This is a genomic window from Kitasatospora setae KM-6054, from assembly GCF_000269985.1.
Lineage (GTDB): Bacteria > Actinomycetota > Actinomycetes > Streptomycetales > Streptomycetaceae > Kitasatospora > Kitasatospora setae.
The window spans coordinates 8583075-8596716 of the sequence record NC_016109.1; the positions used below are offsets into that span (position 1 = coordinate 8583075).

General features: G+C 77.0%; 11 protein-coding genes and 1 pseudogene. 7 read left to right on the forward strand and 5 right to left on the reverse strand.

Features of this window, described 5'->3' with window-relative positions:
- Nucleotides 1-6: 6 nt before the first annotated feature.
- The 3 genes from KSE_RS37175 to KSE_RS37185 all read right to left on the reverse strand — a co-directional run bounded on the left by KSE_RS37175 (nt 7) and on the right by KSE_RS37185 (nt 3353).
- A complete protein-coding gene (locus tag KSE_RS37175; protein WP_014140562.1) occupies nt 7-1041 on the reverse strand; it encodes an amidohydrolase family protein in 1035 nt (344 codons plus the stop codon).
- Nucleotides 1042-1119: 78 nt separating this feature from the next.
- Nucleotides 1120-2400: a 4-hydroxybenzoate 3-monooxygenase gene (locus tag KSE_RS37180; RefSeq protein WP_014140563.1), complete on the reverse strand. Its 1281-nt coding sequence runs from the start codon at nt 2398-2400 to the stop codon at nt 1120-1122.
- Nucleotides 2401-2585: 185 nt separating this feature from the next.
- Nucleotides 2586-3353 carry an IclR family transcriptional regulator gene (locus tag KSE_RS37185; RefSeq protein WP_014140564.1) on the reverse strand — a complete coding sequence of 256 codons (768 nt, stop codon included), beginning with the start codon at nt 3351-3353 and terminating at the stop codon, nt 2586-2588.
- Between the two features lie 60 nt (nt 3354-3413).
- On the opposite strand from KSE_RS37185, the gene KSE_RS37190 reads away from it, so the two are divergent.
- On the forward strand, nt 3414-4121 hold the full coding sequence (locus tag KSE_RS37190) for a substrate-binding domain-containing protein (RefSeq protein WP_014140565.1): 708 nt from the start codon (nt 3414-3416) through the stop codon (nt 4119-4121).
- 77 nt (nt 4122-4198) lie between these two features.
- Here the strand turns inward: KSE_RS37190 and KSE_RS37195 are convergent.
- Nucleotides 4199-4712: pseudogene (locus tag KSE_RS37195) on the reverse strand (5-methyltetrahydropteroyltriglutamate--homocysteine S-methyltransferase); the annotation flags it as partial.
- A 166-nt stretch (nt 4713-4878) separates the two neighbouring features.
- Nucleotides 4879-5403 carry a hypothetical protein gene (locus KSE_RS39180; RefSeq protein WP_014140567.1) on the reverse strand — a complete coding sequence of 175 codons (525 nt, stop codon included), beginning with the start codon at nt 5401-5403 and terminating at the stop codon, nt 4879-4881.
- A 760-nt stretch (nt 5404-6163) separates the two neighbouring features.
- On the opposite strand from KSE_RS39180, the gene KSE_RS46120 reads away from it, so the two are divergent.
- The 6 genes from KSE_RS46120 to KSE_RS37235 all read left to right on the forward strand — a co-directional run bounded on the left by KSE_RS46120 (nt 6164) and on the right by KSE_RS37235 (nt 13633).
- Nucleotides 6164-7582 (forward strand): NAD(P)/FAD-dependent oxidoreductase, encoded by a 1419-nt coding sequence (locus KSE_RS46120; RefSeq protein WP_014140568.1) that lies wholly within the window; start codon nt 6164-6166, stop codon nt 7580-7582.
- Between the two features lie 574 nt (nt 7583-8156).
- Nucleotides 8157-9374: a cytochrome P450 gene (locus KSE_RS37215; protein WP_014140569.1), complete on the forward strand. Its 1218-nt coding sequence runs from the start codon at nt 8157-8159 to the stop codon at nt 9372-9374.
- 109 nt (nt 9375-9483) lie between these two features.
- Nucleotides 9484-10434 (forward strand): cucumopine synthase-related protein, encoded by a 951-nt coding sequence (locus tag KSE_RS37220; RefSeq protein ID WP_033259490.1) that lies wholly within the window; start codon nt 9484-9486, stop codon nt 10432-10434.
- A 4-nt stretch (nt 10435-10438) separates the two neighbouring features.
- On the forward strand, nt 10439-11158 hold the full coding sequence (locus KSE_RS37225) for an SDR family oxidoreductase (protein WP_014140571.1): 720 nt from the start codon (nt 10439-10441) through the stop codon (nt 11156-11158).
- A 175-nt stretch (nt 11159-11333) separates the two neighbouring features.
- Nucleotides 11334-12077, forward strand: a complete 744-nt coding sequence (locus tag KSE_RS37230; RefSeq protein WP_014140572.1) for a hypothetical protein — start codon at nt 11334-11336, stop codon at nt 12075-12077.
- A 206-nt stretch (nt 12078-12283) separates the two neighbouring features.
- Nucleotides 12284-13633 carry a hypothetical protein gene (locus KSE_RS37235; RefSeq protein ID WP_014140573.1) on the forward strand — a complete coding sequence of 450 codons (1350 nt, stop codon included), beginning with the start codon at nt 12284-12286 and terminating at the stop codon, nt 13631-13633.
- The last annotated feature ends 9 nt before the right edge of the window (nt 13634-13642 follow it).

The following is a 13642-nucleotide window of genomic DNA, read 5'->3' on the forward strand; positions in this document are numbered from 1 at the left end:
GGGCGGTCAGCGCGCGGCGGGGCGGGCGGCCAGCCGGGCGGCCAGCCGGGGGTGGACGCGCAGCGCGTTGCCGGCGTACACGGCCGCCCGCCGCTCGTCGTCCAGGCGGTCGGTGGCGTCCACGTACCGCCGGGTGTCGTCGAAGTGGTGGCCGGTCAGCGGGTCGACCCCCCGGACGGCGCCGATCATCTCGCTGGCGAACAGCACGCCCTCCGACGGCACCACCGAGGCCAGCAGGTCGATGCCCGGCTGGTGGTAGACGCAGGTGTCGAAGAAGACGTTGCGGCCCACCAGCTCCTCCGGCGCCGGCCCGCCGAGCGCCTGCGCCAGCCCGCGGAAGCGCCCCCAGTGGTAGGGCACCGCGCCGCCGCCGTGCGGGATGACCAGCCGCAGCGTCGGGAAGTCCGCGAACAGGTCGCCCTGCAGCAGCTGCATGAACGCGGTGGTGTCGGCGTTCAGGTAGTGCGCGCCGGTGGTGTGGAACGCCGGGTTGCAGGACGTCGACACGTGCACCATCGCCGGCACCTCGTACTCCACCAGCGCCTCGTACAGCGGGTACCAGGCCCGGTCGGTCAGCGGCGGGGCGGTCCAGTGGCCGCCGGACGGGTCCGGGTTGAGGTTCACCGAGACCGCGCCCAGCTCCTCCACCGCGCGCCGCAGCTCCGGCAGGCAGCTCGCCGGGTCGACGCCCGGCGACTGCGGCAGCATCGCGCCCATCGCGAAGCGCTCCGGGAACAGCGCGCTCACCCGGTGCACCAGGTCGTTGCAGATCCGCGCCCAGGCGGAGGACACCGCGAAGTCGCCGACGTGGTGCGCCATGAAGCTGGCGCGCGGCGAGAAGACCGTCAGGTCGGTGCCCCGCTCGTCCATCAGCCGCAGCTGGTTGGAGCCGACCGCCTCGCGCAGCTCGTCGTCCGAGATCCGCAGCTCGGAAGGGTCGGGGGTGTTCGCCGGGTCGTTCACGGCGGCGCTCTGGCGCTCGCGCCAGGCGGCGAGCTGCGGCGGGGCGGTGGTGAAGTGGCCGTGCGCGTCGATGATCACGGGGGTCCTCCAGGGAAGCGGGGGAGTCGGGGAGGGCGGGGCTCAGCGGGCTGGCCGGGCTCGGCGGGCGGGCGGGGCTCAGCGGGAGGACGGCCAGCCGGTGTACTGCTCGGCCAGGTACGCGCGGCCCGCGCGGGTGCCCACCACGCTGTCCAGCTCGCCCAGTTGGCGGCGCAGCTCGAACGGCGAGGCGCCCGGCGCGGTGTGCAGCAGGCGGGTCATCCAGGACGAGAAGTGCTGGGCCCGCCAGATCCGGCGCAGCGCCAGCGGCTGGTAGTCGGCCAGCGCCGGCTCGCCCTCCCGGCCCAGCGCCCGCAGCAGCACGCCCGCCAGCACCTTGACGTCGTGCAGCGCCAGGTTCAGCCCGCGCGCGCCGGTCGGCGGCACGGTGTGCGCGGCGTCGCCCGCCAGCAGCAGCGAACCCCAGCGCATCGGCTCCTGCACGAACGAGCGGAAGCGCAGCACCGTCCGCTCCAGGATCGGCCCCTCCACCAGCCGGAAGCCGTCCCCGCCCGCGACCCGGGCCTGCAGCGTCGCCCAGATCCGCTCGTCCGGCCAGGCGGCGGTGTCCTCGTCCGGGTCGCACTGGAAGTACATCCGCTGCACGGTCTCGGTGCGCCGGCTGATCAGCGCGAACCCGTGCTCCGAGTGCGCGTACACCAACTCCGGCGCGCTCGCCGGGGCCTGCGCCATCACGCCGAACCAGGCGAACGGGTACTCGGTGCCGTGGCGGACCCGCAGCTCCTCCGGGACCAGGCCCCGGCACATGCCGCGCGAGCCGTCCGCGCCGACCACGTAGCGGGCCCGCAGCTCGTGCCGCGTCCCGTCCGCGGCGGTGAAGCGGACCCGGGGGCGGTCGGTGTCCGCGTCCAGCACCTCCGGGTCGCTGACGCCGAAGTGCACCGTCCCGCCGTCCCGCGCGCGGGCGTCCGCCAGGTCGGTGAACACCTCGGTCTGCGGGTACAGCCACACCGAGGCGCCGACCAGCGCCCGGAAGTCGATCCGGTGCGCCCGGCCGCCGAAGCGCAGCTCGGTGCCCTCGTGCTCGTGGCCCTCGCGCAGGATCCGGTCGCTCACCCCGGTCTCCACCAGGTCGCGGGCCGCGTCCGCCTCCAGGATGCCCGCCCGGTGGGTGGACTCGATCTCGGCCCGGCTCCGCAGGTCGACCGCCACCGCGTCCACGCCCGCCCGGCCCAGCAGGTGGGCCAGCATCAGCCCGGCCGGGCCCGCGCCGACCACCGCGACGGGCACCTCGGTGACGGTGTCGACCTCGGCGGCGCCGACGGCGGCGGGGTCGACGGCGGCGCCGCCGACTTCGGCAGGGCCGACTTCGGCGGGGTCGACGGCGGATCGGGGCATGACGGCTCCAGGGCACGGCGGGGGAGGGTTTCCGCACCCGGGGCGGCGAAGGGCCGGCCACCGGGCACGTCCCGAACGTTCGCAGCCCGCCCGGCCGGCCGTCCGCACCCTTTCCGCCTGACGGAAAGACCGGGTCCGCGCCCGCCCCGCCCGACCAGACTGCCGTCACGCCCCCACGGCACCCCCTACAGCGCCGTGCGGGCCCGCCGCCCCAGCTCCTCGGAGATCCCGTGCACCGCCCGCAGCAGCGGCTCCCGCAGCCCCCGCGCCCGCTCCGCGCCGCGCGCCGCCACCACGATCCCCAGCGCCGCGCTCACCGGCCCCGACCGGCCGATCCGCACCGGCGCGGCCACCGCCACCGTGCTCTCCGACAACTGGCGGTCGCTCACGAACACCTGCTCCCGGCGGATCAGGTCCAACTGCGCCCGCAGCGTCCGCGGATCGGTCACCGTGTGCGGCGTCCAGGACCGCAGCGGCTCCGCCAGCACCTCGTCCTGGAACTCGCGCGGCGCGTGCGCCAGCAGCACCCGGCCCATCCCGGTCGACGCCACCGGGAAACGGGTGCCCACCATCGTCAGCAGGTCCACCGAGCGGTGCCCCGCGATCCGCTCCACGAACACCAGCTCGGTGCCCTCGCGGACCGCCAACTGGATGTTCTCGTGCGTCGCCTCGTACAGGTCCTGCATGAACGGCAGCGCCGCGTCCCGCAGGATCTGCGTCCGCGGACACCCCGAGGCGACCTCCCACAGCCGCAGCCCCACGTGCCACGACCCGTCCTCGGCCCGCTCCAGCGCCCCCCACGCCGCCAGCTCCGCCACCACCCGGTGCGCCGTGCTGACCGCCAGGCCCGCGCTGCGGGCGATCTCCGACAGCGTCCGGGACGGGTGCTCGCGGTCGAACACCGCCAGCACCCGGAGGACCTTGCCCGCAGCCGAGACACCGTTCGCACTCATCCCGCCAGTCTCCCACCCGCCCCCACCGCTCCCACCCGCTCCCACCACCGGAGGAACCCCGTGGACCTGCCCGACCTGCACCTGCCCGACCTGCACCTGCTCAGCTCGATGGCCGTCCGCCCCGCCCTCGCCGCCCTCGCCCCGCTGCTGCCCGGCGTCCGCCTCGAAGCGGGCGGCGGCGTCGAGGTCGCCCGCCGGATCCGCGCGGGCGCCCCCGCCGACCTGGCCGTGCTCGCCGCCGACGCGCTCGCCGCGCTGCACGCCGAAGGACTCGCCGAACGGCCCCGCCCACTCTGGGACTCCGCGACCGTCGCCGCCGTGGCGCACGACGCGCCGCCCGCCGCACTGGACACCGTCGACGACCTCACCGCCCTGCTCACCGGCGCCCGCGCCGTCGCCCACTCCACCGGCCCCAGCGGCACCGCGCTGCGCGCCCTGGTCGAACGCCTCGGCCTGGCCGGACGCGTCCGCCTGGTGTGCGCCGACCCCGGCGTCCCGGCCGGGAGCCTGCTCGCCGACGGCCGGGCCGACCTCGCCTTCCAGCAGCACAGCGAACTCGCCGGCCTCCCCGGCGTCCGGATCCTCGGCCCGCTGCCCGGCGACACCGCCATCACCTCCACCTTCGCCGCCGCCGTCCTCACCGCCACCGCCACCCCCGACCGGGCCCGCGCCCTGCTCGACCTGCTCGCGGGCGAGCCGGCCACCGCCGCCGTCCGGGCCCGCGGCATGCACCCGCACCGCCCCGGCCGGAGCACGGATGCCCGCTGAGGACGGGCCGTTCCGGGCGGCGGACGAGGCGTCAGGCGGCGGACTTCAGGCAGCGGTCTGCCGGCCGGCCGCTCCCGCAGCTCCGCGCGCAGGGTGCGGGCGGCGGCGACCAGGCTGTCCAGCGAGGCCCGGGTCTCCGGCCGGTCACGGGTCTTCAGGCCGCAGTCCGGGTTGACCCACAGGCGGTCGGCGGGGATCGCCGCCAGCCCGGCCCGCAGCAGGCCGAGCGCTTCCTCGGCGCTCGGCCTGCTGCGGCGAGTGGATGTCCCACACGCCGGGGCCGACCTCGGCGAGGTGGCCCGCGTCGGCGAGCTCGCGGGCGGCCTCCAGGGAGATCACGTCCGCGTCCAACTCCTCGATGGCGCGCAGGATGCCGCCGAACCCGGCGTAGCCCATGCGGGTGTGCACCTGGGGGTCGGCGCGCACCCCGCAGGTGGTGAGCCGGAACGCCTCGGTCGCCCAGTCCAGGTACGCGGGCCGGCCGGAGCGGCGCAGCGGCAGCGCCTCGCGCAGCGCGGGCTCGTCGACCTGGATGACCGCCGCGCCCGCCGCCTCCGGGTCGGCCACCTCGTCGCGCAGGGCCAGGGCGACGCCGAGGTCGGCGGCTGCCGGGGCGCCCGAGCGGTGGACGAGGTTGCGCATGGCGGTTCCTTTGCCGTGATGGCGGAACACGTCTTCGCCAACCGGACCGGGGCCGCCCCTGCCGGACCGGCCCCGGCCCGGCAGGGGCGAGGTGGGGCGGGTGCCGGTCCGGGGTTCAGGCGCCGATGACGGCGGTGAGCGGGCCGGCGTCGCTGGAGATGCCGGTGGTGAGGCAGGCGGTGGGGTCGCCGGCGAGCAGGGTGAAGGTGAAGGTGATCGGGCTGCCGTTGTAGTCGCCGGAGGTGACGGCGCCGGTGGCGACCAGGACCTCCTCGCCGGTCGGGCGGGCGCCCAGGGCGAGGGAGAAGGTGAAGTGGCTGGTGGTGGTGCCGGTGCCGGTCCAGTGGAGTTCGCCGGTGCCCGCGGTGGTGCCGCCGGTGAGACAGGAGAGGCTGCCGCTGCCGTGGAAGGAGACGCTCGCGGAGGGGTGGGTGCTGTCGCCGGTGCACGAGAGGGTGCCGTTGGCCGTGACGGTGGTGCTCCCCGCGGTGACCTGCATCGCGGGGGAGTAGGTGGCGATCTCGGTGCCGGTGCACGCGTTCAGCGTGGCGGCCTGGGCGGCGGCGGGGGCGAGCAGCGGGACGGCGAGGCCGAGCAGGGCGCCGGCGAGGGTGGACGCGAGGACGCGGGGATGCTTCATGACGGTTCCTTGTCGGTAGGCCGGTCGATCTGACCGGTGCGGTGTGGTCCGGGGCGCGGTGGCGGGGCGTCAGGTGCGGGAGCCGGTGCGCGGGCCCCGGCTGACGACGCGGATCCGGCCCGGGGCCGGGGTGCGGCGGCGCACGCGCGGCATCCGCTCGCGGCGCGCTGGTGAACGGCCGGCGACGGGGCGCGTACAGCACCCGGCCGCCGGGACGGTGGACGGGCGGCGGACACCGGCAGCGGCCCTTCGGCGATGCCGGCCCACGGCGGCCCGTTCCTGGAGCCGAAGTATCGACCGGGCCGCGCATGCCGGACAAGAGCGTGAAAAGAGTGCTTCGACGCCTGCCCGGCGCGGACCCGCCCCCACCCGCCCCCGCCCTCACGAACCTGCAGCCCACGCCGCCGGGACACCCCGCAAGCTCCGGCGGAAGGATCTGTTGAAACGTTGAACTCGCTCTGAAGGCAGTGGAATCGGCGTGACATCCGACGGCTGGGGCGCCGGTCGGGGCGCACCCGGCGCGCCTCCCGGACGGCATGCACGGCCAGGTCGGACATCCGGTCGATGAACCCGTGGCCCTGGAAGTTCGGCGAGGTGTCGGCCGGCACGCCCGTCCCGGTGGCCGCCCTGAACGCCTCCGACGGCCGGTGAAGCGGCTCGTTCTGCTCCCGGGTCGCCGTCCGCACTCGGGCCGAGCCGGCGTCAACCCCGCGAGACATGCAGTAATGTGACATTGCATCACGGTGGAAGGGGAGTGCCGATGGTGCACGTGGCGGTGGCGGGCGGCGGGATCGCGGGGCTGGCGGCAGGACTCTTCCTGGCCCGGCGCGGACACCGGGTCACCGTCCTGGAACGCGATCCGCGCACGGCCGGCGCCGACCTGGACGCCGACTTCCTGCACTGGCCGCGCCCCCGCACCCCGCAGGCGGTCCAGCCGCACTCGCTGCTCGGGCCGGTCCGCACCGTCCTGCGCGAACTCGTCCCCGACGTGTACGCGGCGGTGCTGCGGGACGGCGCGATCGAGCACCACGACCTCCCCGCCGAGCCCGCCGACCCCGCTGGCCCCGCCCACCCCGCCGGCCTCCCACCCGAGGAGTTCGTCACCATGCGTACCCGCCGGATCGTGCTGGAGGCCGCCCTCGTCCGGGCCCTGCGTGCCGAACCGGGGGCCGAACTGCGCACCGGCAGTGCTGTCGAGGGCCTGCTGACCGCCGGCCGCAGCGCCGTCCCGCGCGTCACCGGCTTGCGCACCGCCGCCGGCGAGGACCTCCGGGCCGACCTGGTGATCGACGCGGGCGGCCGCCGCACCCGCCTGCCCCGGTGGCTGCAGCGGGCCGGGGCCCGGCCGGTCCGGACCGAGCGGCACCCGACCGGGATCGCCTACTTCTGCCGCTGGTACCGGGCCCGCCCCGGACAGTCCGAGCCCGCCGGGCTCGGCGCCGCCGCGCCGCACGCCCTGTGCGGGGTGTTCCCCTCCGACAACGGCTACTTCGCGGTGGCGCTCACCGTCTCCGTCGAGGACCCCGCCCGCACCGCGCTGCGCGACCCGGACGCCTTCGACGCCGCCGCCCGGACCTTCCCGGCCGCCCGCGACTGGCTCGCCCTCGACCAGCGGCCGACCGGCCCGGTCCACGTCATGGCCGGTCTCGACAACCGCTGGACCGCCCTCGTCGACGAGCGGGGACCGCAGGTCACCGGCCTGATCGGGATCGGCGACGGCGCCGTCCACACCAACCCCACCCTCGGACAGGGCATCCCGCTCGCGCTGTGGGCCGCGGCCGAGATCGCCCGCCACGACGACCCCGCCGACCCCGGGCTGGCCGCCGCCCACCACCAGTGGCGGGTCGCCCGCCTCAAGCCCTGGTACGACGCCCAGGTCGCCGCCGACCGGATGCACCGCGCCCGCTTCCGGGCCGCCCTGCGCGGCGAGCCGCTGCCCGCCCCCGCCGGCGACGCCCTGCTCGCCGTCGCCCTGGCCGCCGCCCGCGCGGACCCGGCCGCCGCCCGGGCCCGCGCCCGGATCCGCCACCTGCGGCGCACCCCCGCCCGGACCCTCGCCGATCCCGCCGACCGGGCCCGCGCCGAGGAGTGGCTGCGCGCCCACCCCGACTTCGACGGCCTCCCGCCCGCGACCGACCGCACCGACCGCACCGCCTGGGACGCCGCGCTCGGCCGCTGACCGGCCGCTGACGGGCCGCTGACCTGCGGCCGGCCGTCGGCCGGGGCGCCCGGGGTTCGGCGTCCGGTGAACCGCCGGACGGCGGGAGCCTGACCGACGCCTACCGGGCCGCCTCGCTCGCCCGGCGGCCTGCCGAGGCCCGCCTCCGGCTCGGGGCGCCCGGGGCGCGCTCGGCGGCCCGCGCCCCTCCACCGCCCTGCGGCCCGCCCACGTGCTCGTCCTGGCCCGCACCGCCCGAGTCCACCCGGCCGCAGGCCGGCCGGACTCCGCCCGCGCCGCCCGGGAGGGGTTCCTCGCCCGCCGCCCCTCCGCGGGTTCCCGCCGCGTCGAACGGGCCCGCCGCGCGTCGCGCCCGTCCCGCGCCCACCGCCGCGCGGCCTTCCTCCTGCGCGCCGCCGTCTGACGCCGACCCGCCGGGAAGCAGACAGGCCCGCCGCGCGATGGCTCGATCCCACCGTCGACAGCCGGTCACGGAAATGTCACGATGGGCCGCGAACGGGTGGAGCGCCCGGCACGGCACCGGGCCACGCCGCCCCCCTTCCGGAACCTCCACCATTTCCCGACGGGACCGGCCATGCGCCAGGAGACGTCCGGTGGCCCGACCGACCGCGACCCGCGGTGCCCGTCCCGCCACCTGCCCCGAGACCCCGGGTCGCTCGCCGACCCCTACCCCCTGCTGGAACAGCTGCGGACCGCCGGACCGGTGGTCCGGGTGCGCCTGTACGAGCGGTTCGACGTGTGGTGGGTGACCTCCTACGCGGCCGCCGTCGCCGCCCTGGACGTCCCCGACCTCGCCAGCGACCAACGGCACGTCCACCCGGACCTGGCCGCGCACGTGTCGCCCATGCGCCTGGGCCTCATCGACAAGGACCCGCCCGACCACACCAGGCTGCGCGCCGAGGCCCTGCGCGCCTCCTCCGGCGGCGCCCTCCCGGCCTTCCGCCGGCACGCCGGGGCACGGTGCGCGGAACTCGTCGACGCCCTCGTCCCGGGCCGCACCACCGACCTCCTCCCCGCCCTGGTCGAGCCGCTGGTCGACGAGACCACCGAAGCGTTCCTCGGCCTCCCGCACCGAGCCGACGCCGCGCTGCGCGCCCATGCCGACCGCCTGCTGCGCCCGATGGCGAGCGCCGACGCGCGCGCGGAGATCACCGAAGCCCGCCTGGCCCTGCGGCGGCACGTCCGCACCGACCCGCCGCCGGAGCCCGGGCACCGGAGCGCCGGCGGCCTGCGCGGTGACACGCCGTCGGACGAATGGGCCGACGTCCTGCTCCAGATGTACGGGGCCGGACGCCGCAGCACCACCGACTTCCTCGCCACGCTGCTGCTCGGCGCCCTCGCCCGGGAGGACTGGTCCGCGCGCTGCCGCACCCCGCGCGGCCGCCGGCTGCTCACCGACGAGTACCTGCGGTTCGACGGCCCGATCGTGCGCGGGGTCTGGCGCTTCGCCCGCACCGACACCGTCCTGGCGGGCACCCCGATCGCAGCCGGCGACATCGTGATCGTCTCGCTGGCCCTGGCCGACCGGGACCCCGCCGTCTTCCCCCGCCCGTCCCGTCCCGACCCGGAGCGCGCACCCAACCGCCACCTCCAGTTCGGCCACGGCGCCCACCGCTGCATCGGCGCGCCCCTCGTGCACGCCCTGGCGGACACCCTGCTCGACACCCTCGCCCGGCGGTTCCCCGAAGCGCGCACCCCGGAGGACGGCCCCGCCCACCGAACCGGCCGCGCCAGCGTCTTCCGCGGCCCCGCCGCGGTCCCGGCCGCACTCGGCCCCCGGTACCCGCGCTGACCCGCCCGCCCACTCGCCGGACCCGGACCCGGACCCGGACCCGGACCCGGACCCGGACCCGGACCCGGACCCGGAGCAGGCCCCGCAACCGCATCCGCTGGAGGAAGCCGTGAAACGTGTGGACATCGCCTGGCCCGCCCTCGGCGCGAAGGTCACCGCGACCCTCGCCGAAGACCTCAACCCCGAACTCGCCCGCGTCTGGTGGGACATGCTGCCCTACCGCAGCGTCCAGAGCCACGCCGTCGTCGCCGACGGGCACTTCTACCACCTCGTCCCCGGCTCCGAACCCGTCCACGCCCCGCACCGGACATCCGAGGACCGCAGCCTCGCCCCCGACGGCAGCGTCTACCTCTCCCGCCTCCAGCACCTGCTGATCAAGTACGCCCCGCTCCTCGAACCCACCGTCTGCGCCCGCGTGGCCCGCGTCCCCGAGGAGGAGCTCCCGACCCTGCGCCAGGTCGCCGAACAGTCCTGGGAGTCGGTCTACCGCACCAAGCGGACCCTCGAAGTGCGGGTCACCCGCCACGGCGACCCCGGCGGGCACTGGCGGCTCCCCCGCCAAGCCGACGTCGCCGACCCCGAGGCCCAAGCCCTGCTCGACGACCTCCACGCGCACACCGAACGGGTCTGGCTCGCCCCGCCCGCCGACCTGCTCGCCCTGCACCGGGGCGACGTCCCGCTCGGCAGCCGCGGCCAGTACTTCTCCACCCTGGTCTACGTCAACGGGGAACTGCGCCTGCTCGGCTCCACCACCCTCAACCCGCTCGTCGCCGCCACCTTCGACCCGGACGTCACCCTCGACGCGCTGCGCGCCCTGCTGCCCCGGCTCACCGCCATGCAGACCGACTTCCTCGGCCACTGCGGCTTCCACGACCTCCACGCCCTCGTGCACCGCACCCACCGGGTCCTGCCCGCCCTGCGGACCAAGGAGGAGTTCCGGTCGGTGACGGCCGCCCTCGCCCTCTACGTCAACTGCCTGCGCCGCTGGGCCCTGCACCACTTCCCCTGGCGGCACGGGGAGGAACACCGTTTCGCCCCCGCCGCGGACCGGGACCGCTGACGCCGTGGACCTCGGACTCGACGGCCGCTGCTACCTGCTCACCGCGGCGAGCAGCGGACTCGGCTTCGCCGCCGCGCGGGCCCTGGTGGACGAGGGCGCCAAGGTCGTGCTCTGCGCACGCGACCCCGACCGGCTGCACCGGGCCGTCGACCGGCTCGCCCCCGGGCACGCCGTCGGCGTCGCCGCCGACCTGCTGGCCCCGACCACACCGGACCTGCTCCTCGACACCGCCCACCGGACCTTCGGCCGCCTCGACGGAGCCCTGCTCGGCACCGGGAGCAGCGCCCGCGGAACCGTCCTCGACGCCACCGACCAGGACTGGCGCACCCACTTCGAGCTGCTGTTCCTCGCCGTCCTGCGCTGCGCCAGGACCATCGCCCCGGCCCTGCCCGCCGACGGGGCCCTCGCCCTGCTCCTGTCGACCTCCGCCAGGGCCCCGCTCCCCGGCTTCGCCCTCTCCACCGGGCTGCGCCCCGGCCTGGCCATGGCCGCCCGCAGCCTCGCCGCCGAACTCGGCCCCCGCGGCATCCGCGTCCTCTCCCTGCTCCCCGGCCGCTTCCCCACCGAAGGGGCGCCCCTCGAACCCACCGAGACCTTCCCGGCCACCGCCCTGCGCCGCCCCGGCCGGCCCGAGGAGTTCGGCCGCACCGCCGCCTTCTGCCTCTCACCCGCCGCGAGCTACCTGACCGGCACCGAGATCGTCGTCGACGGCGGAAAGCCCTGACCGGGCCCGGCCGTCGGCGCCGCGATTCGGACATCCGTTCCCCCTTCACTCGTTCGTGAGAAGTCCGGAACAGCCGACCGGTGGTGCGACAGGGTGTTCGCGACGGCGCGCCGCCCGGGTTCGGGCGGCCCGCCCGGACCCGTCCGCCAGGAACCGCACTTCGAAGGACAGCGCCATGGACGACCCGACCCGCACCACCACCGGCACGCCGCCCTGGCGGGAGCGGCTGCGCACCCTGGGAGAGGACTTCGGGGGCTGCACGATCGACGACGTCGCCGACGGCGAGGGCCGCCCGGAGGCGGCGGCCCACTTCGCCGGCACCGCCCTGGACGGCGCGGAGGGCCTCGCGGTGCTGCTCTCCTCCCCGTGGGCCCTGCACACCCCCGAACAGGTCGGCGCCGTCGCCGCCGCCCTGGAGGCCGTCCGGTACTACGCGGAGCTGGCGGAGGACCGGCTCCGCGACGTCCTGGCGGCGATGGAGCGGCGCGGTGACGTGCCGCCCTCCCGGGAGCTCGACGGTCCGCGCGGGGCACCCGCCCCGGAGCCGTCGCTGGACACCGCCGACCGGCTCTTCGCCCGGCTCTCCGCCGTGCCCCAGCAGCGGCCCATGCCCGGCACGTACGCCGAGGCGCTGCGGCTGACCGCCGAACAGCTCGCCGACCTGGTCGTCCCCGGCAGCGAGATCGAGATCGTCGAGGAGCCCGACCACGAGCAGCACCAGGGCTACGTGCAGCTCCAGTACCGGGGCGAGCAGTGGCGGCTGGGCTTCCACGTGTCCGAGGAGACCTGGTTCCTCGACGACTACCCGGGGGACTCCCCCCTGGTGGAGCTCGACAGCGTCCCCGGGCCGGCGGTCCACCCCGTCAAACTCGCCGAGACGACCAGGGCCATGCTGGCCGAACTCACCGCGCGCCCCTGACCCGCGCCCCCGGCCTCGGTTCGCGCCTCGGCCGGACGGGTTGAAGGCCGGACGGGTTGAAGGCCGGGCGGTTTTCAACCGCGCTCCGATCCGAACGGGGCCGGGCGCCGAAGTCCTTCCGCAAGGGCCTCGGCGGTGGACGGGGCCACCGGGGCAACCGGACCGGTGTCCGTCCTCCGCTGCTGTTCGTAGCGGGAGCACAAGTCATGGAACACGTTCGTGAACCCAATCCGGCCTTGCGCCGGCACATGGACGAAGCGGGCTGGAACGGGCCCGCCCTCGCCTCCGCCCTGGTGCGGGTGGCCCGGGAGAGCGGCATCCGGGTGGGCTACGACCGGAGCACGGTCGCGCACTGGCTGACCGGCACCCAGCCGCGCCCGCCCGGGCCCCGGCTGCTGGAGGAGGTGTTCACCCGCAAGCTCGGCCGCCCGGTCTCGATGGCCGACCTCGGCTTCGGCGCGGAACACCGGTGGCCGCCGCCCGGCGGCGGCCACCGGGAGGAGAGCGACCCCGTCCACGCCCTGCTGCGGCTGCACTGGCCGCAGGGCAGGCCCGGGACGACCGAGCCGCCCCATCCCGCGCTCTACGAGGTCCGCCCACTGCCCGGCCCCCGAGCCTCCGACCAGGCCGGCCCGTCCGGCTCGCCCGGCCCGGTGGGCGCCCGGATCACGCCGGTGGGCGGTCGGATCGGGCCGGGGCACGGGCGGGCGGTGCGGGAGCTCACCGCGTTCGGCACCCGCCACTACGACGCGCACGGCGGCACCCCCGCCCGCAGCGTCCTGGCCGCCGGACTGCGCGAGCAGGCGCTGCCCTGGCTGCGACACTCCGGCGGCAGCCGGGCGCACACCGAACTGCTCACCGCCACCGCCCAGTTGGTCCGCGTCCTGGGCCGCACCTACGCCGACGACCACCTCCAGGGCGAGGCCCAGCGGCACTACCGGCTGGCGTACCGGCTGGCCGCCGAGGCCGACGACCCGACCGGCCAGGCGATGGCCCTGCGCGACCAGAGCACCCTGGCCGGCTCGCTGCGCCACCCCCGCTACGCCGCCGACCTCGCCGCCGCCGCCCTCGCCCACCTGCCCGCCGCCGCCCCGCCCGGCGTCCGCGCCTTCGTCCTCGCCCAGTACGCCGTGGCCACCGCCCGGGACGGCCGGCCCCGGCCCGCGCTGCACGCCCTCGACGAAGCCCGACGCCTGATCCCCGCCGCCCCCGCCGGGGACGACCCGCTCGGCTACCCCGAAGCCGCGCTGCTCTACCAGGCCGCCCAGGTGCACCGCGCCCTGCGCGACCCCGCCGCCGCCCTCTCCGCCCTGCGCGCCTCACTGCGGCTGCGCCCGGACGGCGAGCACCGCACCATCGGCCGCTCCCTGCTCGAACTCGCCCACCTCGAACTCGACACCGGCGACGTCCATCACGCCCGCCGCACCCACACCGCCTACCTCGCCCTCCCCCCGGGCCCGGCCTCGGCCCTCGCCCAGGCCGGCCGGGCCCGGCTGGAGAGCCGACTGGCCACCCTGCGGGAACGTCCGTCGCCTGCGCGCTCCCCCCTCCGCTGACGCTCCGGC

Excerpts from the sequence above, each read along its gene's own strand:
- KSE_RS37180 (WP_014140563.1), bottom strand. The coding sequence starts at position 2,400 with ATGCCCCGATCCGCCGTCGACCCCGCCGAAGTCGGCCCTGCCGAAGTC.
- KSE_RS37185 (WP_014140564.1), bottom strand. The coding sequence starts at position 3,353 with ATGAGTGCGAACGGTGTCTCGGCTGCGGGCAAGGTCCTCCGGGTGCTG.
- KSE_RS39180 (WP_014140567.1), bottom strand. The coding sequence starts at position 5,403 with ATGAAGCATCCCCGCGTCCTCGCGTCCACCCTCGCCGGCGCCCTGCTC.
- KSE_RS46120 (WP_014140568.1), top strand. The coding sequence starts at position 6,164 with ATGGTGCACGTGGCGGTGGCGGGCGGCGGGATCGCGGGGCTGGCGGCA.
- KSE_RS37215 (WP_014140569.1), top strand. The coding sequence starts at position 8,157 with ATGCGCCAGGAGACGTCCGGTGGCCCGACCGACCGCGACCCGCGGTGC.
- KSE_RS37230 (WP_014140572.1), top strand. The coding sequence starts at position 11,334 with ATGGACGACCCGACCCGCACCACCACCGGCACGCCGCCCTGGCGGGAG.
- KSE_RS37235 (WP_014140573.1), top strand. The coding sequence starts at position 12,284 with ATGGAACACGTTCGTGAACCCAATCCGGCCTTGCGCCGGCACATGGAC.